Here is a 24801-nt window from a genome sequence, read left to right on the forward strand (position 1 = left end):
CGCTTGGTGCGCCGTTGTCGAATGCCGGTCAGCTCACTGCGGGGACAGTCACCGGGCGGCTGCCGAACTCGGGGCGCTCGGTGCGGGTCTTCTTCAGCTCCCAGAAGCCGTCCACATCCATCATGGCGATCATGCCGTCCCACAGCTTCAGGGCTTCTTTGCCCTGGGGCGCCCGCGTGATCACCGGGCCGAAGATCCCGATTCGCTCGCCGTCGCTGCGGTCGAGGGCGATGATCGGCGTGCCCACATCGGTGCCGACCAGCGCCAAGCCTTCGTCCATGCGCGTGCGGATCTCGCCGTCCCACGACTCGTCGGTTGCTGCCTTGGCGTGCTCGGGATCGATGCCGAGTTCTTCGAGGGCCTTCGCGATGTCGAAATCGCGGTCGCCGTCGTGGTGGATGCGGCTCGCAAAATCCCAGTACACGCCGAACACGGCATCGTCGCCCTCGGCGGCACGGATCGACTCCATCACCCGCAGATGCCCGTGGGTGCCCACTACGGCGTCGTAGTACGGGCTGTCCGTCGGCGGCTCGTTCTTGAACAGCAGACTGATCGGCTGCCACTTGATCTTCAGGTTGCGCTCGGAGGCGACTTCATCGACGACCCACCTGGCCGTCACCCAGCACCAAGGTCAGATGGGGTCCACCCAGAATTCAATGTCGGCGGCCGTGGCCTGCGCGTCCGTGCCCGTGTCAGTTGCCATGGCCGCAATCTACCTGTGGCGTGCGGCACATTTCCGGGGTTGCCGAAGCGGCGAGCGGCGAGGCCACTACAGCGGGGTGCCGTCGGGGTGCAGGTAGTCCCGGGTGATGTGGCCCTCGTCGCACAGCGCCTGCCATCCGGCGTCGTCGAGGCCCAGGATCTGCCGGAAGACGTACTCGTTGGCGTCGCCCAGGATCCCGATGGGACGCCACGGCATCTCAGGGCCGTCCCAGCGCCATTGGCGCCCCGGGAAGCTGTGCCAGCCCTGCTCGGTTGAGCCGTTCTGGCGGAACCAGCAGCGGTCTGCCATCTGCGCATCGGACCGCAATTGCGACTCACGCAGCACTGGCCCGGCCGGCACCCCAGCTCGCTGGCACCGGTGGAAGACCTCGGCTGAGGTGAGCTGCTGCGTCCAGGCGCTGATGCGAGCGTCGATCTCGTCGTGGTGCCCCATGCGGCCATCGAACCTCGCCAACCGCTCATTGTCTCCAAGCGCCGGAGCACCGCGAGGTCGGTCCCGGTCGAGCAGACCGGCGAGCGCCCGCCAGTCGGCGTCGTTCTCGCACGCGATGACCGCCCACTCGTCGTCCTGTTCCGGGCGGGCGGGGTCCCCAGCGCAGCGGTAGCAACCTTGGGGCGCACGTGCGACGGACCGATTGCCGAGCGGATGATGGCGGGTTCGGTTGGCCGCAGCGTCGATGAAGTACTCGCCGATGTGCTGCATCACGTTCTCCGATTGAGAGAACTCGATCAGCTCGCCGATGCCAGTTCCGCCGGCGTCGTCAATACCATCGCGCTGACCCAGCACTGCCAGCACGGCAAAAGCAGCGGTCGCGGCGCTGGCGGGGTCCATGTGGAACACCGACGTCAGGCTCTTGGGGTCGTCGTCGGCGTAGCCCCGCAGACCGGTCAGCCCGCACATCGCCTCGAAGTTGGCCCCGAACCCCAGCCAATCGGCCGACGGGCCGTCGAGGCCCATCGGCGGCATCCGCAGCATGATCACCCGTGGGTTTGCCGCGTGGACCGTCTCCCAGTCCAGGCCCAGCTTCGGCAGCACGCCGAGGGAGTTGTTCTCCACGATCACGTCGACCTGGTCCACGAGTCGCAAGAGCGTCTCGCGACCCAGCTCCGTGCGCGGGTCCAGCGTGCAGCTCAGCTTGCCCCGACCGTGGGAGTTGAACATGTTCTGCCGGTTCCACGGTCGTGGTCCCGGGTCGTTGTCCGGATATCCCGACAGCGGCCCCAGCTCGGGCACGACTTCGGCAGGCGGGCGCGCCATCAGGCCCCTGGTGGCTGTCGGGAAGACAAACGGATTGTCGACCCGGATCACTTCGGCGCCGAGATCCGACAGGTACATCGTGCAGCCAGGACCGGCCCACACCACCGTGAGATCCAGTACCCGGATGCCGTCCAGCGGAAGGCGGGGAGGCTCGCGATGGGCCTGACCATCGGGGTGATCGGAACGTGCTGGGGCACCGTTGGAGGAACCTTCAGCGGCACGGGCACGTATCGCAGCGTCGTGCTCACCGAGCAACGGCGCCCGCGCCGGCACGTCGGGCCGCCCATCCGACAGTGAATTCGAGCCCGAGTGCAAGCGGAATGGCGCGGTCAGCTGGGTCACGGTCCCAGCCACGGGATGGGCGACCGGGACGAAGACACCGCGGGCTGCAAAGTGCTCGTCGTCCAGCACGTCGACCGGCGCATTCAGTGGCGTCACCCCCCACTTGTGCACCTGCGCCGCTGCAGCCACGCTTGCCTTCGTGTGACTGAAGAGCCACGGGTACAGAGCGGTCTCGACCATGTCGGGCAGGTCGGGATCGAAGACCCACCCGGGATTCGCGAATCGATCGGCCAGCGAATCCTCCCCGTCGCCGTCGCCGAGCCCGAGTCCGGCCGCAGCCAGTGTGTGCACCATGCGGGGCGTCCAGTTGGGGAGCGTGAACACGAGCGCCCAGCCGTCCGACACCGGGTAGAAGCCGACCGGGGACGCCCGCTGCGGCTGACGGGGCTCGCGGGCCACGTCGGTACCCGTGTACGCCTGGTAGATGAGGTATGACGTGCGCCGGTCGATCGTGCCGGCTTGCGCCTCGAACGCTGACACGTCCACATGCGCGGGCCGGCCGCTGCGCTGGCTGATCTGGAACGCAGCCAGCGTCGGGACTGCTGCGAGATTGCCGACCTGGTACGAGGTGACGTCGCCGCTCAGCTTCACCGGCTCACGCTCGTCGATGCCGGTGCCCCACATCGGGCCGCCCATCGCGTAGGTGACGATGTCGCTGCCTCGATAGCCGGCCTGCACATAGGGGCCGGTCTGGCCGAACGGTGTGATCGAGGTCAGCACGATGCCGGGCTGCAAACGGCACAAGGCGTCGTAGCCCAGCCCGACGGAGGCGAGGTGACCGGGAGCGAAGGACTCGATCACGACGTCCGAACCTGCGACGAGGCCCCGGACGACATCGAGATCGCTCGCGCCGGGCGACGGGCTGCCCACGTCTGCGACCACGCTGCGCTTGTTGGTGTTGAGATGCAGGAACAGCGGTGATCGTTCCAAGCCGTCTGCGTCGTGCGGCGCAGACTCAGCGTCGCCCCAGGGGCCATGCCGCCGTGCGGGGTCGCCACCGGGCGGCTCCACCTTGATGACGTCGGCGCCGTGGTCAGCGAAGAGCTTGCCCAGGTACGGACCTGAGATTCCCGTCGCCAGTTCCAGCACTCGAATGCCGGCCAACAACTGGCTCACCGCTGCCCCCTTGTCTGGCCCCGAGGGCCAGTCCCGACGGGGCAAGTATGGCCGATGACCCGGATTCGCTTGCTGGTCCGCCAGCCTTGTCAGCCCAGAGTGGCCAGGATTGGTGCCAGGCTGACGAGCAGGTCGTCCACGTCGTTGTCGGAGTCGATGCCGAGCAGGTTTGCCGTCACAGCGATGCCGGTGTCGAACGCGGGCATGTAGGCAGCCATGGTGCGGAAGCCCGGCACGCCGCCCCCGTGTGCGAAGACAGGCAGTCTCGACAGCTCTTCGGTGCTGATGCCCAAGCCGTGGCTGTCGGCGGGGTCGGGATGCCCAGTCGTCATAAGGACGACTTGGCTCGCATCGAGGATGTCGCCTGCAAAAAGGCCTCGCATCAGCAGCGCCACGTCACCGATGCGCGCTTCGATGCCGCCGCCGGTCCACCCGGCGGAACGGGCGAGCTCCTGGGGCATAGTGCCGATGTCGACGTAGATGGCGCCTCGGAGGGAGATCTTGTTGTCGCCGGTGAGCCCGAGGACCGGGCCCAGCACGTAGGCGAACGTGCCGCCGACGTACCCGTTCGCGGTGGGCTCGGGCGGGAACTCGCTGGGCGTCAGGTAAGTGTGCGACAGGCCAAGCCGATCAAACACCCGGGCACGCATCTCATCGGCCGCTGTGTTGCCGGTGACGGCTTCGATGAGCAAGCCCGCAGCGACGTAGCCGGTGGTGTTGTAGCGGTACTCCGTGCCCAAATCGGCCACTGGTCCGTACGCCGCAGCGAACTCCAGGATCTCTTCGGGCGTTATCGGCACATCCAGCCGTGACGCCGCAAGTTGGTAGAACTTCGTGTTGACGGCGAACTCCACGAAGCCTGAGGTGTGCCCGAGCAGGTCGCGCACGGTGACCGCCGCGGCGTGCTCGTATCCGGGTGCCCAGTCTTCGCCCAGGTACTGCGCGACCGGTGCGTCGAGGTCAACCAGTCCCTCGGCGACGAGCTGCAAGACGACCGCCGCGGTGACGGACTTGGTTACTGACCCGATGCGGACGTGGTGATCGGGGGTCATCGGCATGTCAGTGGCGAGATCGCTGACACCCCAGGCGAACGTGAGCGGCTCAGCACCTCCCCGGGTGACGGCGAGCACAACGCCGGGGGCGCCGGTCTCGTCCATCCACTCCAGGACGGCAGCACTGAGCGGGTTGACGGGGTCAGCTGCAGGCTCCGCGGCCTCGGTGGTTTCAGGCGTCGACGCGGCCGTTGCCGCCGGTGCCGGGGCTTGCGTAGTGGGTGCCGGCGCCGCGGTGGTCTCCGGCGCGGCCTCAGTCGCCGGAGCGGCAGTAGTGGTTGGAGCCGCTGCCTCGGTGGCTGGCGCCACCGCTGTTGCGTCACTCGCCGTGTCCGGTGTGGTGTCACCGGCGCTGCTGCACGCGGCTGCCAGCAGGACGAGACCCAGCAGGGCGGACGCGAGTCGCTTCATGCGTGAAGCGTACGGATCCAGCGCAGAGCGGGCGAGTCATTGGCGCCAGCGGTAGGCGACTGTGTCGCTCCTTGTGCCCGTTCTGGCGCGCGGCAACGACACCTGCGAGTATCTGCCGTGATCTCTGTCCGCGCGGGCCACAGGGGGCTGTTGTGAATCTCGGAATGCTGCTCTTCATGCCAGCGACGATTGCTGGCGAACAGGTCATCTTGATCGACACCTCGACGGAGTCGAGCGACGGCTCAGCGTCGGAGGCCGGCGGCGGCACCGCACGCGCAGTCACCTACCAGGATCTGCTCGACAACGTGTCACGCACCGCGGGAATGTTGACGATGCTCGGCGTCGGTGTTGGCGACCGTGTCGGCATCTTCGCCACCAACAGCGTCGAGTGCGTGGAAGCCATCTTCGGTGGAGCGTTCGTCGGCGCCACCGTGGTGCCGATGAACTTCCGCGCCGGCGCCGAGGAGACGGCTCACCTGCTGAGCGACAGCGGCATCAGCGTGCTGTTCACCGAGTCTCGCTATGGCGACCTGATCGAGCAGAACAAGCCCGCCGACCTCGAGCATGTCTACGTGCTCGACGATTCCGATTCGTATGCATCAGCACGAGACGAGGCATTCGAGCTGCCCGTGCCCGAAGATGTCGACTCCGACGGCCTGTGCGCATTGCTGTACACCAGCGGCACCACGGCCATGCCCAAGGGCGTGAAGCTCACCAACGGCGCCATCACCGGCTACGTGATGGGCACCAACGACGCCGCCACCGGCGAAGACATGGGTCGGATGGCAGTCGCAGCGCCGCTGTACCACATCGCTGGTCTGACCTCGATGCTGAACGCGCTGTACAGCGGGCGTGTCGTGGTGCTGCTGCCCCAATTCGAGGCCTCGTCGTGGATCGACTGCGTGCAGGCGCACGCGGTGACACGTGCTTTCCTGGTGCCGACGATGCTCGCTCGGGTGCTCGAGGCGCCCAATTTTGCTGCCGAGGCGTTCGGCGGCCTCGAGGCGATCACCTATGGCGCGGCGCCGATGCCGCCGTCGGTGATCCGGCGAGCCATTGATCTGTTCCCGCCGAACGTCGCGTTCGCCGGGGCATACGGTCAGACCGAGACAACCTCCACAGTGGCGGTCCTCGATCCCGACGATCACCGCATCTCCGGAACGTCCGAGGAGCAGGAGCGCAAGCTGCACCGGCTGTCCTCGGTCGGGCAGGTGCTCGAGGACGTGCAGGTCCGCATCGTCGATGCCGACAGCGGCGAGCCAGTCGCACCGGGCCGGATCGGCGAAGTGCAGCTGCAGACGTTTCGCGCGATGGACGGCTACTGGGGCAATGACGAGAAGACCCGCGTGACGATCGACGACCAGGGCTGGGTGCACACGGGCGACCTCGGCTACCTCGACGACGACGACTACCTGTTCCTTGCCGGCCGTACGGGCGACATGATCATCCGGGGTGGCGAGAACGTGCTGCCTGATGAGGTCGAGGCCATGCTGTACGACCATCCGTCGGTGCTCGAAGCCGCGGTGGTGGGTCTGCCCAGCGAGGAATGGGGCGAACGCGTCACGGCCGCGGCGGTCGTGCGGCCCGGCAGCGGCACTACCGGCGACGATCTCGTTGCCCATGCGCGCGAGCGCCTGGCGCCTTTCAAGCGTCCCGAATTCGTGTACCTGATGGACGAGCTTCCGCGGACCTCCACCGGCAAGCTGCTGCGCCGCGACCTCATACCGATGCTTGAAGAGCTGGGAATCTGAGGCTCGATCTGAGGCTGGGCGTGAACGCGCCGGGCTCGCTCGGTCCGTGAGCACCACCCCGGCTCTGGGGTATCGCGACGATCACTTGCATCTGCTGGCGTGCGCCGCAGCACGCCGATCAGCGGACGTAAGTGCCGCTACGTCCATAGAAGAGTTGCTGGCCACAGTGCGGCAAGCCGTACGGCGCCGCTGCGCCGCTGCGTTGGCTGCGCGCCGCCAAGGCGGCGCTGGATCGGTTGCGCGCCGCCAAGGCGGCGCCGTGTCGGCGGGTGATGCCTCGCACTCGTGGCTGCGGGTCTGGGGCTACGACGATGCGCTGCTCGATGAGCGGCGCCATCCCACGGTTGCCGAGCTGGACTCAGTCGCCGCCGGCTATCCCGCCGTGCTTCATCACATCACCGGTCATGTGGCCGTCGTCAACACCGCCGCGGGTCGGGCACTCGGCCTCGCGTCCGGCGATGTGCTCGTCGAGCGCCACGATGTGCTAGCGGCGGTGCCGCGGCCCGACCGCGCTGCGACGGTGGCAACTGTCACAGATGTGCTGACCGAACTGGCCACCGCGGGCATCAGCGCATGCACCGATGCGACGCACACGAACGACCTCGCCGCATTGGAACTGCTGGCTGAAGCGGCAGCGGGCGCGCCGTCTGTGGACGTCACGGCGATGGTGGGTGCCGATCGGCTCGACTCTCTCGAAGACCTGACCTTTGGCATGACCGTGCCGGGACTGTCGGCTATGACCGAGGAAGTTGGGGTGCGTATCGGTCACGCGAAGGTGATGCCGCCACACGACGACGACAGCGTGATCGCCGAACTGGTCGCGACTGCTCGCGCCTGCCGATTTCCCGTCGCCATCCACGCAATGGACATCGACACGTTGCAAGCATCTCTCGATGCCCTCGAAGCGCATCCGCCGATCCTCGACACGGCCCGGTCCGCCGAATCTGAGCGGATTGAGCCCAATCGGATTGAGCCCGATCGCATCGAACACTGTGCGCTTGCGCTGCCAGAGCAGCTGGACCGCATCGCCCGCCTTGGCGTCGCCGTGGTTACGCAACCCAGCTTCGTGACCCGTCGTGAGCAGAAGTACCGCGATCAGCTCTCGATCACTGAGCAGAGCTGGTTGTGGCCGCTCGCCAGCCTGCTGCGCCGTGGGATCAGGGTCACATTGTCTTCCGATGCCCCAACCGTGCCCCCGGATCCCTCTGAGTGGATCGAAGCCGCAACCAGCCGCACCCTCGCCCCGGCCGAGCGCATCGACTCGCAGACCGCTTTGCGACTGTGCCAGTGGGGTTGAGTACCCTGCCGCGTTGCCGCTGCGTCGGCCGCATGACCGGGTTGGCTGGCGCATCGCGATTGGCTCGTTGAGTTAGGGGAGGACGGATGGCTGGGCCGATGGAAGGTGTCCGTGTCGTCGAGCTGGGCGTGTGGGTCGCCGGACCAGCCTGCGGCGGGATACTCGCCGATTGGGGTGCCGACGTCATCAAGGTTGAAACACCGGACGGCGACCCGTTCCGTTCATTGGAATGGCTGTTCCCGGGAGTCGGCAACCCCCCCTTCGATCTGGACAATCGGGGCAAGCGCAGTATCGCCTTGGACCTGCGACAACCGGAGGGCCTCGACGCTCTGCACTCACTGCTGGCAACCGCCGACGTCTTCTTGTCGAACATCCGGCCCGGCGGGCTCGAACGGATGGGCCTCGACTACCCGTCGCTGTCGGAGCGCTACCCGCAGCTGATCTACGCGAGCGTGACGGGGCTATCGCTGCAGGGCGATGAACGAGATCGCCACACCTATGACGTCGGCACGTTCTGGTCGCGTGCCGGCATCGCCCGCTCACTCACCCCAGAAGGTGCCGACCTCCCTTACCAGCGTGGCGGCATGGGCGACCACATGACTGGACTGGCGGCGGCAGCCGGGGTGGCCGCAGCGCTCTATCACCGCACCAGCAGCGGCAAGGGCCAGCTCGTCGAATCCTCCCTGATGCGCCTGGGCGCCTACATGCTGGGCTGGGATCACAACATCACCGCGATGACCGGCGCCGAGACCGTGGCCTGGGGTCGCGATAATCCGCCCAACCCGCTCATCAACTGCTACCGGTGCGGCGACGGCGAGTGGCTCTGGATGCTGGGCCTCGAAGGCGATCGGCACTGGCCCAACGTCGTTCGCGCGATGGATCGGCCCGACTGGAGCGACGATCCACGCTTTGGCGACATCGTGCTCCGCAGGGAGAACACGGCAGCTCTTACGGCGGAGATGGATGCGGTCATGGCCACACGGACGCGAGCCGCCTGGGGTGAGATCTTCGATGCAAACGATGTGTGGTGGTCACCGGTGCAGTCCACCCTGGAGTTTCGATCCGACCCGCAGGCTCAGGCCGCCGGTTGCTGGGTCGAGGTGCCAGCACCCGGCGGCGGCACGACCGAGATGGTCGCGACGCCCGTCGACTTCTCCGCGACTGCTTGGAATCCCAGTGGACCGTCGCCCGAACTGGGCCAGCACACTGAGTTGATCCTGCTTGAGCACGGCTACGACTGGGATGCAATCGAGCAGTTGAAACAGACCGGTGTCATTCCCTGACAGGCGCCGCGCGTCGAAACAACTGCCGACCGTGAGATAACTTCGATCCGCCGCGTCGCTGTGCGTACCGAGCTCATCAACACAGGCGAACGAGATGGGGCGGCGGGGAAGGAGAGCGGATGATCGAGCCGGTCAGCGCTCGTGTTCTGACGCCCGAATGGGCGCCGACTGTGATACCCGCGCCCTATGACTCGCTCACCCCTTCGGAGCGCGCTCAGCAGCTCGCCGAGAATCCTGATTCGTTCGCCCATGTCGCCGGGTCGCCGCCGGAGAGCTTCGGCCATCCCAGCGAACACCTGCAGCACGCCACGCGCAGCACACAAGCACTGGACCGGTTGATCGGGCTGGGTACATTTGGCTCCACCCGCTCGCCGAGTCTGTACGTGCAGTGCGTCGAGGCCGACGGCCATGTTCAGCACGCGCTCCTCGGAGGTGTGAGCCTCGCCTCGCATGAATTGCGGCCGCACGAGGACACCCAGCCTGGCCGGGTCCACGGATTGGCGATGCACTTCACCGAGGTCGGCCGTATGTCGAGCCCCGTGGTCGTCACCGCGCCCGACATGGCGCCCGTCGCCGAGGTCATCGAGGCCACGATCGCAGCGTCCGAGGCGTCCACCCCACACGAGCCGTTGCTCGATACCAAGACTGCCGACGGCGCGCGCGTCACGCTGTGGCCTGCGGTCTTGCCGGGCGGCGAATCGGAAGGTGTCGGATTCGATGGCCCGCTGTACATCGTGGACGGACATCACCGGGTCGCTGCGGCCTATCAAGCCGGCTTCAGCCAAGTGCTCGTGGCGTTGGTACCCACGGCCGAGCTGTACCTCGGCAGTTTCGACCGCGAGCTGAGCGAGCTCGACATAATGCCGAGACGGGTGGCGGACCTGATATCGACCCGCTGTGAGGTGACGGAAGTGTCCGATGCCGTTGCAGCACGCCCCACCGAGCCCGGATGGATCGGTGTCGGCGTGGCCGATCATTGGTACCGCGCTCGCCGTCGTGACGCCGACGCTTCACGTGGGGCGCCGCCGGGCATCGACCCGGTGAGCGGGCTCGATGCCGCCTTCGTGCACGACTTCATGCTCAGCGAGATCTTCGGTGTCACGAGCGCATCCGACCCGAGGCTCACTTACCGGCCCACGACCGTTGCCACGGCCGACACGCCCGTCACGATCATGCTGGCGCCGGTTCCCCTCGAGGCGGTCTTCGACGTGGCCGACTTTGGTGGTGTGATGCCACCGAAGACCACCTACTTCTTGCCGAAGGCCCGCTCCGGATTGCTGCTCGTCCGCTGCTGATGCCGCCTCAGCAATGCCGATCGCCCTCGCTGGCGGTCACGGCGATGGCCTCGGCTACAGCTCGAACAGCCGGCGGACGTTGTCGCCGATGAAGTCACGCTGCTTGTCGGCGGGGAACATGTCGACGAGTTCGTCGAGGTCGAGGACATACTCCGGGGTGTGGTCGGCGTGGGGAAAGTCGCTGGCCCACATGAACCGATCGTGCCCGAAGCGCTTCGCGAGCGCCGGAATCGTGCGCTCGTCGGGGTCGCAGGAGATCCACACCTGACGCATGAAGTACTCGCTCGGCTTCATTTCCAGCGGCACCCGGGTGCCGGTGTAGGTGTGGGCGAAGACCGCGTCGATGCGGTCCAGGCAATAGCCGAGCCATCCGCCGCCCGATTCGAGCACTAGCACCTTGAGTTCGGGGAATCGGTCGAAGACCCCGTAGTCGAACAGCGACACGAATTGGTGACGCACGCCGTCCGACGCGGTCATAGACGCTGTGAGCCGCAGGTCGCGCACGTGTTCCCAGGTGCCCATGCGAGTGCCCTTGGTCCATTGCGGTTCGAAGGTGGGGTGAATCGCAAACGGGACGCCCAGATCCTGCGCTGCTTCGAACACCGGGTCGTGATCGGGATGACCGAGCGGGCGCGAACTGTGTGTGAACGGTGCGACGAAGGCTCCTCGCACTCCGTCGGCAACAGCGCGCCGCAGCTCAGCCGCCGCAGCGACGGGATCGGTGAGCGACAAGTGCGCGATAGGAACGAGCCGGTCCGAATGATCGCGGCAGAATTCGCAGATCCATCGGTTGTAAGCGCGGGTGTAGGCCTGGCTGAGCTCAGGGTCGGTGAGTTCGGCTTCCCACAACAGCCCCATCGTCGGCAAGAGGACCGCGATGTCGAGGCCTTCAGCGTCGAGCAACTCGATCCGTTGATGGGGATCCATGGCGCCGAAGGGGATCTCGCCCAGATATGTGCGTTCGGGGTTGAACATGATGTCAGGCAAGTCGGCTGCGCCCATTGCACCCAGCGTGGAGACCATGCCAGGGCGCGCCAGTTTGCTCAGTTGGTTGTCGATCATGAGCACTTCGAGACCGCGTTCAGGCTCGATCTCGATGCGCAATGCCAGGTCCTTGTAGCGCTCCTCGAGGTATTCCTCCCACAGGTCGGGTGGCTCGAGAATGTGTCCGTCGGCGTCCACAGCGCCAGCGTGCGCGATCTTGTGCACCTCGTGCATGTGGCGCTGATCGCCGTGAACGGACAGGTCTCTCTGGATGGTCGTGCTCATGATTCCCCCGATGCGTCCGATTCGCCCCAATGATTCCGCCAGCATTCTCGCACGGTGTACATCCGATGTCAGCGGAAGCGTCCCGCCGAAGTGTCTGCCGAGCGGTACCGGCGCACGAACACGCGCCATGGGGGACAATCTGACCCTGACCGAATACCCCTGCAGAGGACGATGACATGAGCGAGGGCAACGGAAATACAACAGGCCGTCTAGCTGGCAAGGCAGCGGTGATCACTGGCGGCGCGAGCGGCATGGGACGGTCCACAGTCGAGCGGTTCCTGTCCGAAGGTGCCTCAGTAGTGATCGGCGACCTCAACGCCGACGCAGGACACGCATTCGTGGAGGAACTGACCGCGGCTGGCCACGGCGAGCGTGCTCGCTTCACCCGCACGGACGTATCGGTAGAGGACGACGTGGCTGCCATGACTGAGCTGGCGGTCGAGGCCTTCGGCCGGCTGGACGTGGTCTTCAACAACGCCGGCATCGGCGGGGCCTTCGGCCCGATCACCGAACTGGACACCGACGCCTGGGACGAGACGTTCGCCATCCTGGTGCGCTCCGTGATGCTGGGCACCAAGCACGCCGCCAGGGTCATGATCCCCCAGGGCACCGGCGGCTCGATCATCAACACCGCATCGATTGCCGGTGTCGGCGGCGGAGCTGGCCCGCAGGCGTATTCGGCAGCCAAAGCCGCCGTCATCAGCCTGGCTCAGACAACGGCGCTGGAGTTGGCACCCCACCGCATCCGGGTCAATGCGATCTGCCCAGGGCTGATCTTCACCCCGCTGATGCACAGCGGGAATGAGGCCCAAGCCGAGGAGGTGATGTCGGAGTTGCAGCCTTGGCCGCAACGGGGCGAGGGCAGCGATATTGCGTCGACGGCGCTGTTCTTGGCCAGCGACGACAGCAAGTTCGTGAGCGGTCAGCAGCTCGTGGTGGACGGCGCCATGCTGGCTGCGGGTCCGCGCATCCACGGCAAAATGCACAACACGCGCAACTTGCATCGCATGGCCGGGATGGCGTACGGCACGACCGGCAAGGCCGCTTCGGTTCGCCGCCTCTAGCGCCCTTCCGGAGCGATTAGCGGGAGCGGGCTTCGTTCAGCGCGTCCCGGTGGTCGGGGTGTGCAATCGAGGTGAGCAGCTCGGCCCGCTCGGCGAGCGTGCGACCCCGTAGCTCCACCACGCCGAACTCGGTTGCGACGATGTCTGCCACATACGCCGGCAGCGTCGTGGGTGCGCCCTCTTCGAGGGTTGGAACGATGCGCGAGATACGCCCGCCCGCAGCCGTCGACGGCATCGCGACGATGGCTCGGCCTCCGGTTGCCACGCAGGCGCCGAACGCGAAGTCGGGGGCGCCGCCGGGTCCGGAGATATAGCGGCCGCCGACGACCTCGGAGTTCGCCGAGCCGTCGAGCGCCATCTGCACGGTGGACTGCAGCGCCACGAAGTTGCGTACCTGGGCGATGCCCTCGATGCCGTGGCTCAGCGAGCCACGCACCAACTGCACTGCCGGATTGCGGTCGACCCAGTCGTAGAGCCGGCGTGTGCCCATCACTTCTGCGGCGACGCTCACGCCATCGCCCAGCGGCCCCTTGTGGCGGTTGTCCACCGCACCGCTGGCGATGAGGTCGATGCAAGCGTCGTTGATCATGCCGCCGTGGAGTCCGAGGTGGCGACGGTCTCCGAGGCTGGACAGCACGGCGTCGGGAATCGACCCGATCCCGAACTGCAGCGTGGTCCCATCGCCGATGTACTGGCCGACGTGAGTTGCGATGGCCCGGGCGGTGTCATCGACGACGGCCGGCGCCAGCTCGGCCAGCGGCTCATCGATCTCGACCAGCGCATCAAAGTCGGTCCGGTGGCATTCGCCTTCCCCACCCACGTAGGGCATCTGCGGGTTCACCTGCGCGATCACCAGCGGCGTCGATCGCAACAGCTGGACATGGCCACCGACGCCAGTGCCGAGGCTCATGCGCCCCTGCGCATCGGGCGGGCTGGCCTGGCACGCCACGACATCGGCTTCGAGCCCGCCGTTGGGGCCCACGAGGCCGGTGATGTCTGAGTAGCGGGCGGGTGCGACGTCGAAGTGCGGGCTGCCGTGCGCATCGCGCAATGCGCCGCTGGGCTGCAGCGAGGTCCAGCGGAATGGGTTACCGAGATGGTCGAGCGGTGCAGGCCTGCTGAGCAGGAATGCGCTCACGAACTCGAGTTGCTCGAAGCGATCGTGTGCAGCGTCAATCCCGCTCAGCAAGCCGTATGGGGTTGCTGAGCCCTGCGCTGCATAGACGCGTGCCCGGCGCCCGATGCGCTCGACGGCAGTGTCGAGGCTCACCTGGGTTCCGGCACGGTTGCCGTTGTGAGGTGTGCGGCCGTCGGGACTCATCGATGCGGTGCTCCTCGTGTTGAGGGTCCAGCTACCGGAGGTGCCGACGGGTCGCCTGCACGTCCGGGCGAACTGTACGGGACCCGCAATGGCAATATTCCCGGTCATGAGCTCTCAAGAGACCGACCTCAACGCCATGCCCGCACCGGATCTGGTATCCGAACTCACGCCAGATGTCGCCGACGCCGCGGTGGGCTCGGGTGATCAAGCAGTCATCGAACGTGCCGCGTCGTGGGCTCGCGACTATGTCGCGCCGCGGGCCGAGTCGTGGGAGCGAGATCGCCGCTTCGCGACTGAGGCATTTGCGAGTGCCGCCGGCGAAGAGCTCTGCGGGCTGTTGGTGCCCGTGGCCGACGGCGGGTCCGGCATGAGCCAGATCGGTCTCGCACGCGTGCTTGAGGAGATCGCCGCTGCGGACTTTGCCATCGCCTTCTCGCTGGTGTGTCACAACAACCTGGCGGGGGCAGTGAGCCGGCGAGCCCCTGCGGAGCTTCGTGCCCGAGCGCTGCCGCCGCTCGTTTCGGGTGAACGGCTTGGCGCTTTCCTGCTCACCGAGCCCGGCGTGGGCAGCGACGCCGCCAAGATCACCACCTCGGCACGCCGTGACGGCGACGAATGGGTTCTCGACGGCGAGAAGGCTTGGGTCAGTAACGGCACCTCTGCGGAGCTGCTGTCGGTGTACGCGCAGACCGATCCCGCAGCCGGCCATCGAGGCATTGTGACCTTTCTCATCGATGGCAGTACCGACGGCGTCGAACGCTCCGAGGGGTACGAATTGAGCGGCGCACACGGCCTCGGAACCAACGGCATCAGCTTCGAGAATTGCCGAGTGTCCGACGCCGATGTGATGGTGCCCGTGGGCGAGGGCTTCGTTGCGGCAATGGAGGGCATCGACATCGCCCGCGTCCTGGTCGCGGCGATGTGCTGCGGCATGATGCGCACCGGATTGGCGACGGCCATCGAATACGTGCGCCAACGTCAGGCCTTCGGCGGTCGCATCGCCGACCTGCAAGGTGTGCGGTTCCGGCTGGCCGACGTGGCCACAGACCTCGAAGCGTCGCGCCTGCTGGCGTACCGGGCAGCACTCGCAGTGGCGGAGGGCCGCCCGGCGGCCGTGATGGCCGCGCATGCCAAGAAGTTCGCGACTCGCGCAGCAGAGCGACGGCTGGCGGACTGCATGCAGGTGATGGGCGCCGTCGGCGCACGTCGGGATCACCCGCTGCCCCGCCACCTGGCAGCTTCGCGGCTGACGCACTACGTCGACGGTGCGACCGAAATCCAAGATGTCGTGATCAGCAGGGCGCTGCTCGACTGAACACACCTGCTGGCCGGATATCGGGCCGGCGACAGGCCGCGACGGTCGATGCACATTGCTCACGGATGACGTGTGAACACTGAGCGTGGTTCATGTACCCCACGGGTGTTAACTGTCTTCAAAGGTGATCACAACTCGGTCCACAGCTCGTTCGGACTGTCCCGGGGACCACCTCGAACACAACATTTCGAGAGGGGGTAAGAGTGGGTTCGGCTCTGCTGTATGCGAACCCCGAGGGCGACGCCCTCGAGGACATTGTGAACGTCAGCCAATATCCGGTTGGCAACGCCCAGAACGCCGGAGGTTCAGTCAACGAGAGTTGGGCGGACATGGTGGCCACGACGAGGCGGGCCCTGGCAGCCGACGGGTGCGCAACGCTGCCGGGATTCTTGACCGACGAGGGGTTACGGCGAGCACGCAGCGAAATCTCCTCACTGATGCCGAAGGCACCGCTGCGTCATGAGACCTCGAGCGTCTACGCGCGCTCCGATCTCGAAGTGGGTCTCGCGCCGGACGATCCTCGCCAGATCCAGATGTCACGCCTGATCGGTCACCTCACCCGCGACCAGATCCCGCCCGACGTGGTGCTGGCGCGCGTGTATGCCGCACCTGGCGTCAAGCAATTCGTGGCGGCGTGCGTCGGCGAAGTCCGGGCGTTCGAATACGCCGACCCGCTGGCGGGGCTTGTTGTCACGGTGACGCCCCCGGGCGGCGAGCTCCACTGGCACTACGACACCAACGAGTTTGTCGTCACGCTCATGGTGGCCGAACCTGATTCCGGCGGCGACTTCGAGTATTGCCCGGGGCTGCGCAGTCCTGGCAACGAGAACTTCGACGGACTCGGCCGGGTGCTGCGCGGCGAAGCACCTGATGTGGTGCGCCGCCGCCGTCTGCGCGCCGGCGACCTGCAGATCTTCTTGGGCCGGTACTCCTTGCACCGAGTGACCAAAGTGGAGGGCCAGACCACGCGTTGTGTCGGAGTACTCAGCTATGCGAACCGGCCTGGCGTCATCGGTCCGGTGGATCGGACCAGGTCGGTATACGGCCGCGTCACTGAAGCGCACCTGCTGGCAGCCGAGTTTGCACGCAGTTCGGGCGACGGGCTCATCTTGTGAGCGAGCCCGAGGGGGGCCTCGAGCTACAACGTCTCGCGAGGCTTCAGCAGCACCTCGTCGCCACGGACTGCGACGCGCTCCTGCTCTATGACCCGCTCAACGTCAGGTACGCCACCGGCACGACGAACATGGCGGTGTACTCGCTGCACCACCCCTGCCGTTACGCACTCGTACCCGCGGAGGGTCCGGTCACTTTGTTCGAGTTCAAGACGTGCGAACACCTCTCCGAGGAGCATCCCGCCGTGGGTGAGGTGCGAAATGCGGTGAGTTGGTACCACTTCATCACCGGGCCGCGTACTGGTGAATTCGCCGATCGCTGGGCCGCAGAAATCGCTTCACTGCTCGGTTCGAGTCCGTTCCGGCGGCGGGGCACCCAGCCCAGGCTTGCCGTGGATCGGCTGGACCCGCTGGGCCTGTGGGCCCTCGGTCGCTGTGGGGTCGAGGTGACCGATGGCGGCGAGATCGTTGGTCTGGCCCGTGCGGTCAAGTGCCCGGGGGAAATCGCAGCCATCCGTTCGGCCGTCGAGGTGTGCGAGCGGGCAATAGCGGCGATGGAAGCAGCCTGCCGGCCCGGCATCACCGAGCAGGAGCTCTGGTCGGTCATGCACCAAGTCCCCATCGCTGGCGGCGGAGAGTGGTTCGAGACCCGTTTGCTCACATCTGGGCCTCGTACGAACCCGTGGTACCAGGAGTGCTCGGATCGGGTGATCCGCGAAGGCGACCTCGTCGCTTTCGACACTGATCACGTGGGCCTGGGCGGATACACCGTGGACGTGTCACGCACTTGGCTCGCGGGCGACGCCAAGCGCACGCCCGAGCAGCGCACCATGTATGCCGCCGCATGCGAGCAGGTGCAGCGCAATACCGAGCTGCTGCAGCCAGGGGTGACCTTCGCAGAGCTCTCTGAGCGCGCCTACCTGCCACCCGGCGAGCTGCACTCGGAGGCGAATGCGTGCGTTGCCCCTGGCATGGGTCTGTGCAATGAGTACCCGCTGGTGCTCAACCGCGAGCTCTTCGGGAACGATGGCTATGACGGCGTGCTCGAAGCCGGGATGGTGCTGTGCGTCGAGAGCTTGGTGGCCCCTGTCGGTTGGCCCGAGGCTGTCAAGCTCGAGGAACAGGTGCTCATCACCCCGACAGGTCCTGAGTTGCTGTCGAAGTCGCCGGTTTGTGAGGCCCTGCTGAGCTAACTGGTGAGATCGCCCGGGAGTATCGCCAGCGGTTCGACCAGGAGTCTGTGTTGCGCACGAGCGCCCACACGCGCGTCAGTTTCTCCTGACGGCCTACTGGCCGCGCTCGGGCTCAGCTGTGCTTTGGATCTCCGAGCCACGCGACGATGGCATTGGCGACTTGACGCTCCGGCGCGTCGTCGTCGGTCTCTGCACGCATGAGTGCCGACCACTCCAGTTCGAGGCCGGAGCGGCCGCAACGCACGGCTGTGAGTCGTCCTGTGTCCATCCACGGCGACATCGCCCACCGGCTGAGAATCGATACTCCAAAATCGGCTGCGATCATTTCGGCGATCGCACCCGTTTGCTCAAGCACCGTAATCGTGCGAGGCGAAACTCCAGAGGGTCGAAGAAAGCGTTCGTACTCGAAGCCCGGCGATGGTTGACGGTTGTAGGTGAAGTAGTCCTCTTCGGCTAACGCCTCGGGTCCGATCCATGAACGGCTCGCAAGGCGATGCCCCGGGTGGGTGACGAGCACGAGTTCGTCTGTGAACACGTGCAGTGCTTCATTTGTTCCCTGAGCGGGACCAGGAGCAAGTACGAGGTCAGCCGTACCGTCAGCGAGTCGCTGTGCTGGCGCGTCACCAATGACGACGAGTTCCAGCAGCAGTCCTTCCAATCGCTCGTTCGCTGCCGCGGCGAATGGCGCCAGCCAGTGGTAGCAGTCGTAAGAGCCGACTCCGATGCGAACGGTGGCGGTCGTCCCACCGACACTGCGCATGAAATCCCGTTCGGCGCGGCCCAAGTCCGGCATCGCGCGATGGGCGGCTTGGCACAGAGCGAGCGCAGCGGGCGTCGGCTGCATGCCACGAGACGGGCGGCGTTCGAATAAGCGCCCGCCGAGCCGCCGTTCGGCCTCTGCCAATCGATGGCTGACGGCAGATTGGCTGACATGGAGTCGGCCAGCCGCCGCGGTGACTGATCCGGTGTCCGAAACCGCCACGATGGTCTCGTAGTGGTGCATTTCCAAACGTGAAGACATAGCTACAAGATCGCCAGCCTGGATGAGATATATGAGTAGATATAATAGACGTTATTAAGAACGTACAATTGTTTCGTATGAATTTTGTCGTATCGAGCGGCGATTTTCGTGCTGGAGCACGGTTCACATGCGTTCTGTGTCGATATCTGGCTCGCCATTAGTGTGACCATAAGAATGAGATTGCCGCTATTCCTCTGCCGAAAACAGGAAACTATGAAGTATACGTCCATACTAAACGGCACCACTGCGGTGGGATTGGTCATCACGGCTTGGTATATGCAATATGTATCACTTCACTCGTATCTCGTAAGAATCTTGCACATTGCACACCTGGGCTTCCATACACACCTGTCTGTGACACCGGCGCATTTCCTCCCGCGCGATGCATGAATGTCAAGCGCACGATGCGTCCGGGACTATCGGGATACCAGAGACAATGGGATGCATGTCTTGACACCAATAGAGGTGATCGATACAAAGCGCCACCGTCACGCCACGAAAATGCTGAGCCAAGCGTGTGCCAATAGGCGGAATTGTCGATGAACGACCTCGGGCGGCGCTCAGCAGCGCATTGCAGCGCCGCCTGGGTCCCAGAGGCAGCCGTCCGCAAGCTGGGCACGACGCCGCTTGCCCACGATCTCTACTTCGAATTCGACATCGTCGTTGGCAAACTCGACCGGCACATAGCCCATGGCGACCGATACATCGCTGTAGTGGGCATAGCCACCTGAAGTAACCCAGCCGACCGGGTCGCCATTGCAGAAGATGGGTTCATCGGCCTCGGCATCGAAGCCGGAGCGACCCCTCACGCCCGGGATGGTTCACGTGCGCAGCGCCATCGAACCCTGCGGCGCTGGGTTGACACCAGCTCCAGGTCCCTGAGGTCCGTACTTGGCGATGAGTGCTGACCGGCCGACGAAGTCTGTGCCATCGTCGTTGGATCTCGCGAACCGGATGAAGCGGCCCAGACCAGCCTCGAGGGGGTCATAGGTGGGTCGGTACTCGCGTGCCAAGCTGCCGAAGCCCAGGGCTTCGCGCGAAACATCAGCGTCAGTGACTTCGGCCAGCAGCGTCCTCGATTTCGGTCCTGCGATGGCCACGCCGCACAGTTGCGTGCCAAGCGTGCGGTACCACACGGGTTCCCTTGACGCCGGTCCATCCGGCGCTGTGCCCCTTGACGCCGGTCCATCCGGCGCTGTGCCCCTTCAGCGGGCGAGATCCTCGTCGAACCAGCGCTCGTAGTAACGCTCGGCAACGCCCGAACCGAAGATCATGAAGCACTCGCTGCTCGATGTACTCGCCGTGGCGCCTGCTGTCACCGTCTGTGCAGGTCCATCGGTGCTCCCGATCGCTGGAGGCAGGCAGGCGATGGTGAGGTCGCCGGTGAGATTCCCCTGCTCATTGCACATCGGTGCGAGAGCGATTCGACCCGGTCGCGGCAACCTGCCCGCGGTGAGGTGCGTGAGCCACGCCCGCGCACCGGGCCCTTCGACGAGGAACTTGGCGAACCCCGACACCTCCATGAGCCCGAGGTCGTTGCGAACGGCGTGAACTTCGGCTCTCACATGGGGCCATGCGTTGGAGCGTCCGAAGGTGACGTCCTCGACGTTCCCCACCTTGGGCGCGAACCACAGCGGCACCTCCAAGCCGAAGGCGTCGCCGAAGACTGCCCCGGCCTGGCGCTGGTCCTCGTAAATCGGGGTGGTCGCGAGCGGACGACCCTCACCGAAGAATTCGTTCGGGAAGCGGATGCTGAAGCGTCGTTGGTAGTTCTCGCACACCATGGCGGCGGTGTAGGAGCGAGTTGCCCAGTCGCCGAACCTGGCGACGTCCATGGCCCACACGTCGAAACCGGGATCCCCGGACGTCATCCAGTTGGCGAGCGCGAGCCCAACCCCGCCTCCCTGCGAGAGTCCAGCCATCACCGCGCAAGCCGACCAGAAGCCCGGCAAACCGCGGATCGGACCAACGAGAGGATTCCCATCAGGCGCAAAGGTGAACGGCCCGTTGACGACCCGTGCGATGCCGACATCGGCAAGCACCGGAAAATGCTTGAAGGCGGTTTCCAGCGACGGGGCGATGCGATCGAGGTCGGGCGTCAGCAGGCGCTTGTCGAAGTCCCACGGCGTCTGCTGGCGCTGCCAAGCCACAGCCGCCTGCTCATAAGTTCCGACCAGCAGGCCCTGACCCTCTTGGCGCGTGTAGATCTCACCGCCAAAATCGATCGCGCCCATGAGTTCTTCGCCGGTGCGCTCGTTGTGGACGACGATCTCGGAGACGGGCTCGGTGATCACGTAGGTGTGCTCCATGGCGAGCACGGGCATCTCGAGTCCCACCATGCGCCCGACCTCGCGAGCCCACAGGCCACCCGCGTTTACGACATGCAACGCTTCGATTCAGTCGTCGCAGTCGGCGGTGTTTGATGCGCCGCCGCGGTCGCCGCGGGCTGTGTCGTAGAGCCCTATCCGCCAAGCCCCGTCGGGTGTGCGCTCGATGCGGCGAGCCCATGTATGGCGGCGGACCTGTGCCCCGGCCGCCATCGCCGCACTGGTATAGGCGTAGGTCACGCCCGTCGGATCGACATGGCCGTGGTCGGCATCGAACATCGCTCCGACGAATTGGCTCGGATCGACGATGGGCATAAGCGCCGCGGCCTCGTCCGCCGAGATCATCTCGGAGGTAATGCCGAGATATCGTCCGCGTGCGTCGGTCATCCGAAGCCAGTCGAGACGTTCAGGCGTGTCGGCCAGCGAGATCGCGCCGGCCACATGGATGCCGCAGTCCTGGCCCGAGAGTGCTTCGATTTCGCCGTACAGATCGATCGTGTACTTCTACAGCTTCGCCACAGTCGGGTCAGAATTGATCGGATGCATTCCGCCGGCGGCGTGCCACGTGGAACCCGCCGTCAGCTCAGAACGCTCGAGCAGCACCACGTCGGTCCAGCCGGCGCGAGTCAGGTGAAAGAGCGCCAACGACGCCGCCGCCGATCACGACGGCCTGTACCCGGTCGGTCACGACGACGAAGTTTGCACCGATGAGGCCGTTGCGTCGAGTTCTGTGGCTGGCGGCAAGGGGTTCGGCTCACTGCCGTAGTGGTCGGCGTTTCCGGGACGGTCGCCCGCAGGCACCGTCAAGTCGGCCACACAGGGGAGCGTCATCAGGTCCGCCGTCATCTTGTGGAAGCGATTCAGCGGTTCCTCGAACCGAGGGGCCAGTGGTCCCGGAGGCGCACCGCCCAACGAGATGCCGCGCTGGGCCCGCTCGCAGATGTCGATGTCCTCGTCGTTCACTTCGATCCAGAAGCGGCGCGTGATCTCGAACGACTCGCGCAACGCGGCCGGCGGCTCGGGCCCAGTCATCGGACCGGGTGGGAACAGAAACGTGCAGTGTTCAAGGGTGCGGCCTGCGCCCAGCGGCTGCAGCGTCATCAGGAACATGTGGCTCGGCAGCACGGCCAGCAAGACGTTGGGAAAGAGCGCAACGAATCTGCCACTGGCGGCATCAGAGTTGTGGAGGCCGGTCGCTGCAGGCAGTTTCAGCCAATCGTCACGCTCGTCCCCCGACACCGGCGTGGTGGTTTGCCCGCAGTACATGCCTGGCCCCTGGTAGCGATAGTGATCGGCGACACGCGACACCTTGGCCAGCTCCGGATGCACCCAGGGCAGGTGGTAGTACTCGGCAAAGTTCTCGACAATGAGCTTCCAGTTGGTGGCCACGTCGAAGGTGCACGTCGCTCCATCGAGCTGGGCGGGACGCCACTTCTCGAAGTCGTAGGCGGCCATGCGGTCACCCAGATCGCCGAGCCACGCGCTCAACGGCGGGGAGTCGTTGTCGAGACATGCGAACACGAGCGGACCCCAGGTATCCACTCTCACCCGAATCAGTCCGTAGTCCGCCAAGTCGAAGCCATCTCGCGGCACCGTGTCGAACATCGGTGCGGACACGAGATGGCCGTCCGCGCTGTAGTGCCAGCGGTGATAGGGGCAGCGGATCGTGTTTGCGATGTCACAATCGGCCTCGGCGAGCTCGGTGCCACGGTGTCTGCAGGAGTTCAAGAAGCCGTGCAGTCCCGTTTCCGTTCGGGTCAGCAGAACGGAGCGTCCGCCGACCGAACGCACCAGCAGCCGACCTGGGCGCGCCACCTCACAAGCCAGGGCCACCCCAACCCACGCCCGGCCGAACAGCCGCTCCTGCTCAGCAGCAAAGAACTCCTCGTCGGCGTAGACCGCGGGCTGCATCGCGAACGCGGCTTCGACCGGCTTGCGATTCGGAGCCCAGAATTCAGACGCCGATTGTGTCCATTCGGCCTTCGGCCGTGCCAGTGGAGTCGTCATTTCGTAGTTCTAGCCCGTTCTCGCCAACTCTCCGAACAGCAGTGCGCGGACGTCAGCAGAACTGCTCGGTCAGCCGCGGCTTGAGCACCTTTCCCATGGCGTTGCGAGGCAGTTCGGACACGATCATCACCTCCCGGGGGCACTTGTAGTGGGCGAGCCGTTCTCGCACAAAGGCGATGACGCCAGCCGGGTCGGGCTCTTCGCCGTCGTGTGGGACCACCGTTGCCGCGACCCGCTCTCCCCACTGTTCGTCCGGCAGTCCGACCACGGCTGCCTCGGCGACCTGCGGATGGGAGACGAGGATCCGTTCGACCTCGGCGCAGTACACGTTCTCTCCGCCGCTGATGATCATGTCCTTGACCCGGTCCACGATCGCCAGACGGCCGTCGGCCGACATGATGCCTACGTCGCCCGAGCGGGCGAATCCGTCAGGTGTGTAGGCCGCCTCGGTGGCTTCGGGCCGACCCAGGTAGCCCTCGAATGGCACCACCGACGTGGCGACCACCTCGCCGGCGATGCCGACGGGAACCTCCTCGCAGGTATCAGGGTCGACGACCTTGACGACTGAGCCTGGCGTCGGCCCCCCCACGCAATGAGGCACGAGAGCGGCACGGTCCTTGATGTCGTAGGTCACCCAGCCGGCTTCGGTCCAGCCGTAGCCGTCGGTGATCTCGGCGTTCGGAAAGATGTCGAATGCCTCGTCGAGCAGGGACATCGGTCCCGGCGCCCCTGCTGAGAGCAGATACCTCAAAGCGTTCAATGGCGGCCGCCCGGCCCCCCGCCACGCCTCGGCGATTGCAGCGGTCATGGAGGGCACCAGGAACGCCCATGTGCTGTGCTGGGCGTACTCGTCGAGGGATGCCTGCGGTTCGAATGCGGTCATCACCCGGACCCGACCGCCAGCCACCAGTTGCGCCAGCGTCAGGCCGCCATAGGAGAGGTGGAACATCGGACCTGGCGTGGACACGACTTCGCGGCCGGTCAGCCCGAACGTCCAGCTCCAGTGCATCAGGCGCATCAGGAATCCGGTGTTGGTGTTGATGCTCCCCTTCGGGAAACCGGTCGTCCCTGAGGTATACGCGATCATGGCGGTGCGCTCATCGGTGGTGGTGTCGCTCGGCGTGACGCTTGGCACCAGCCGACCCGTGCTGGGATCGATGTCGGCATACGGCCCGATGGGCCGCGACCACCTCGTTGGCGCCGAGGCCCCAATCGCGGTGGCGTCGATCAGCCTGATTCCGAGATCGGCCGTGACCCGCTGGGCGATGTCGATGAACGGCTCCGCGGCCAGAAGCACCGAGGCGCCCGAGTCTTCGAGCACGTAGTGGATCTCGGGTTCGGCAAGTCGGCTGTTGACCGGGACTGCAGCTGCGCCGACGAGCTGGCATGCCAGATACGCAGCGGCGTAGTCGGCGCCATTGGGAAGCAGGAGCCCAGCCATCTGCCCATGAGGCCCCAGCTCGACTGGCCCCAGCGCATCTGTGATGGCCTCGGTTCGGGCCCAGAGCTGGCCGTACGTCCACGTCTCGACGGGCTCGAGGCCTCCGGTTAGGCGTGGGTCGAGCACTTCGATCGCGCACCGGTCCGGATAGGACCGGGCGTTCGTTGCGACGCAATCGGCAATGGTGAACGGCTGCAGCATGA

At 65.9% G+C, this 24801-nt stretch carries 16 protein-coding genes and 1 pseudogene; 8 read left to right on the plus strand and 9 right to left on the minus strand.

Features of this window, described 5'->3' with window-relative positions; genetic code table 11:
* Positions 1-28: 28 nt before the first annotated feature.
* The 3 genes from ACOQPH_RS00640 to ACOQPH_RS00650 form a co-directional block, all read right to left on the minus strand.
* Positions 29-619, minus strand: a complete 591-nt coding sequence (locus tag ACOQPH_RS00640) for a disulfide bond formation protein DsbA (RefSeq protein ID WP_420622838.1) — start codon at positions 617-619, stop codon at positions 29-31.
* A 150-nt stretch (positions 620-769) separates the two neighbouring features.
* A complete protein-coding gene (locus tag ACOQPH_RS00645) occupies positions 770-3439 on the minus strand; it encodes a CaiB/BaiF CoA transferase family protein (RefSeq protein ID WP_420622839.1) in 2670 nt (889 codons plus the stop codon).
* 89 nt (positions 3440-3528) lie between these two features.
* A complete protein-coding gene (locus tag ACOQPH_RS00650) occupies positions 3529-4902 on the minus strand; it encodes a serine hydrolase domain-containing protein (protein WP_420622840.1) in 1374 nt (457 codons plus the stop codon).
* 176 nt (positions 4903-5078) lie between these two features.
* Between ACOQPH_RS00650 and ACOQPH_RS00655 the strand changes: the two genes are divergently transcribed.
* The 4 genes from ACOQPH_RS00655 (at position 5079) to ACOQPH_RS00670 (ending at position 10528) form a co-directional block, all read left to right on the plus strand.
* On the plus strand, positions 5079-6653 hold the full coding sequence (locus tag ACOQPH_RS00655) for a class I adenylate-forming enzyme family protein (RefSeq protein WP_420622841.1): 1575 nt from the start codon (positions 5079-5081) through the stop codon (positions 6651-6653).
* A 46-nt stretch (positions 6654-6699) separates the two neighbouring features.
* The gene (locus tag ACOQPH_RS00660) at positions 6700-7950 is read left to right on the plus strand and encodes an amidohydrolase family protein (RefSeq protein ID WP_420622842.1); all 1251 of its coding nucleotides are present in this window, start codon (positions 6700-6702) and stop codon (positions 7948-7950) included.
* 86 nt (positions 7951-8036) lie between these two features.
* Positions 8037-9233 (plus strand): CaiB/BaiF CoA transferase family protein, encoded by a 1197-nt coding sequence (locus ACOQPH_RS00665; RefSeq protein WP_420622843.1) that lies wholly within the window; start codon positions 8037-8039, stop codon positions 9231-9233.
* 119 nt (positions 9234-9352) lie between these two features.
* Positions 9353-10528 carry a DUF1015 family protein gene (locus ACOQPH_RS00670; protein WP_420622844.1) on the plus strand — a complete coding sequence of 392 codons (1176 nt, stop codon included), beginning with the start codon at positions 9353-9355 and terminating at the stop codon, positions 10526-10528.
* A 54-nt stretch (positions 10529-10582) separates the two neighbouring features.
* Here ACOQPH_RS00670 and ACOQPH_RS00675 read toward each other — a convergent pair whose 3' ends face one another.
* Positions 10583-11797: an amidohydrolase family protein gene (locus ACOQPH_RS00675; RefSeq protein WP_420622845.1), complete on the minus strand. Its 1215-nt coding sequence runs from the start codon at positions 11795-11797 to the stop codon at positions 10583-10585.
* A gap of 176 nt (positions 11798-11973) precedes the next feature.
* Between ACOQPH_RS00675 and ACOQPH_RS00680 the strand changes: the two genes are divergently transcribed.
* A complete protein-coding gene (locus tag ACOQPH_RS00680) occupies positions 11974-12861 on the plus strand; it encodes an SDR family NAD(P)-dependent oxidoreductase (RefSeq protein ID WP_420622846.1) in 888 nt (295 codons plus the stop codon).
* Between the two features lie 16 nt (positions 12862-12877).
* Here the strand turns inward: ACOQPH_RS00680 and ACOQPH_RS00685 are convergent, their stop codons facing one another.
* Positions 12878-14182 carry an acetyl-CoA hydrolase/transferase family protein gene (locus ACOQPH_RS00685; protein WP_420622847.1) on the minus strand — a complete coding sequence of 435 codons (1305 nt, stop codon included), beginning with the start codon at positions 14180-14182 and terminating at the stop codon, positions 12878-12880.
* Positions 14183-14288: 106 nt separating this feature from the next.
* Between ACOQPH_RS00685 and ACOQPH_RS00690 the strand changes: the two genes are divergently transcribed.
* The 3 genes from ACOQPH_RS00690 to ACOQPH_RS00700 all read left to right on the plus strand — a co-directional run bounded on the left by ACOQPH_RS00690 (position 14289) and on the right by ACOQPH_RS00700 (position 17802).
* Positions 14289-15497: an acyl-CoA dehydrogenase family protein gene (locus ACOQPH_RS00690; protein WP_420622848.1), complete on the plus strand. Its 1209-nt coding sequence runs from the start codon at positions 14289-14291 to the stop codon at positions 15495-15497.
* Between the two features lie 203 nt (positions 15498-15700).
* Positions 15701-16612 (plus strand): HalD/BesD family halogenase, encoded by a 912-nt coding sequence (locus tag ACOQPH_RS00695; protein WP_420622849.1) that lies wholly within the window; start codon positions 15701-15703, stop codon positions 16610-16612.
* A complete protein-coding gene (locus ACOQPH_RS00700) occupies positions 16609-17802 on the plus strand; it encodes a M24 family metallopeptidase (protein WP_420622850.1) in 1194 nt (397 codons plus the stop codon). The genes ACOQPH_RS00695 and ACOQPH_RS00700 overlap by 4 nt, the downstream gene beginning before the upstream one ends.
* Positions 17803-17914: 112 nt before the next feature.
* Here ACOQPH_RS00700 and ACOQPH_RS00705 read toward each other — a convergent pair whose 3' ends face one another.
* From ACOQPH_RS00705 to ACOQPH_RS00720, 4 genes and pseudogenes are all read right to left on the minus strand, one after another.
* A complete protein-coding gene (locus ACOQPH_RS00705; RefSeq protein ID WP_420622851.1) occupies positions 17915-18823 on the minus strand; it encodes a LysR family transcriptional regulator in 909 nt (302 codons plus the stop codon).
* Positions 18824-19383: 560 nt separating this feature from the next.
* A pseudogene (locus tag ACOQPH_RS00710) lies at positions 19384-21838 on the minus strand (FAD-dependent oxidoreductase).
* Positions 21835-23157, minus strand: a complete 1323-nt coding sequence (locus tag ACOQPH_RS00715; protein WP_420622852.1) for an aromatic ring-hydroxylating oxygenase subunit alpha — start codon at positions 23155-23157, stop codon at positions 21835-21837. Before ACOQPH_RS00715 ends, ACOQPH_RS00710 begins: the two are co-directional and overlap by 4 nt.
* A gap of 52 nt (positions 23158-23209) precedes the next feature.
* Positions 23210-24799: a class I adenylate-forming enzyme family protein gene (locus ACOQPH_RS00720; RefSeq protein ID WP_420622853.1), complete on the minus strand. Its 1590-nt coding sequence runs from the start codon at positions 24797-24799 to the stop codon at positions 23210-23212.
* Between the last annotated feature and the right edge of the window lie 2 nt (positions 24800-24801).

The sequence above is a fragment of the Candidatus Poriferisodalis sp. genome (assembly GCF_965221945.1).
Classification (GTDB): domain Bacteria; phylum Actinomycetota; class Acidimicrobiia; order Acidimicrobiales; family Poriferisodalaceae; genus Poriferisodalis.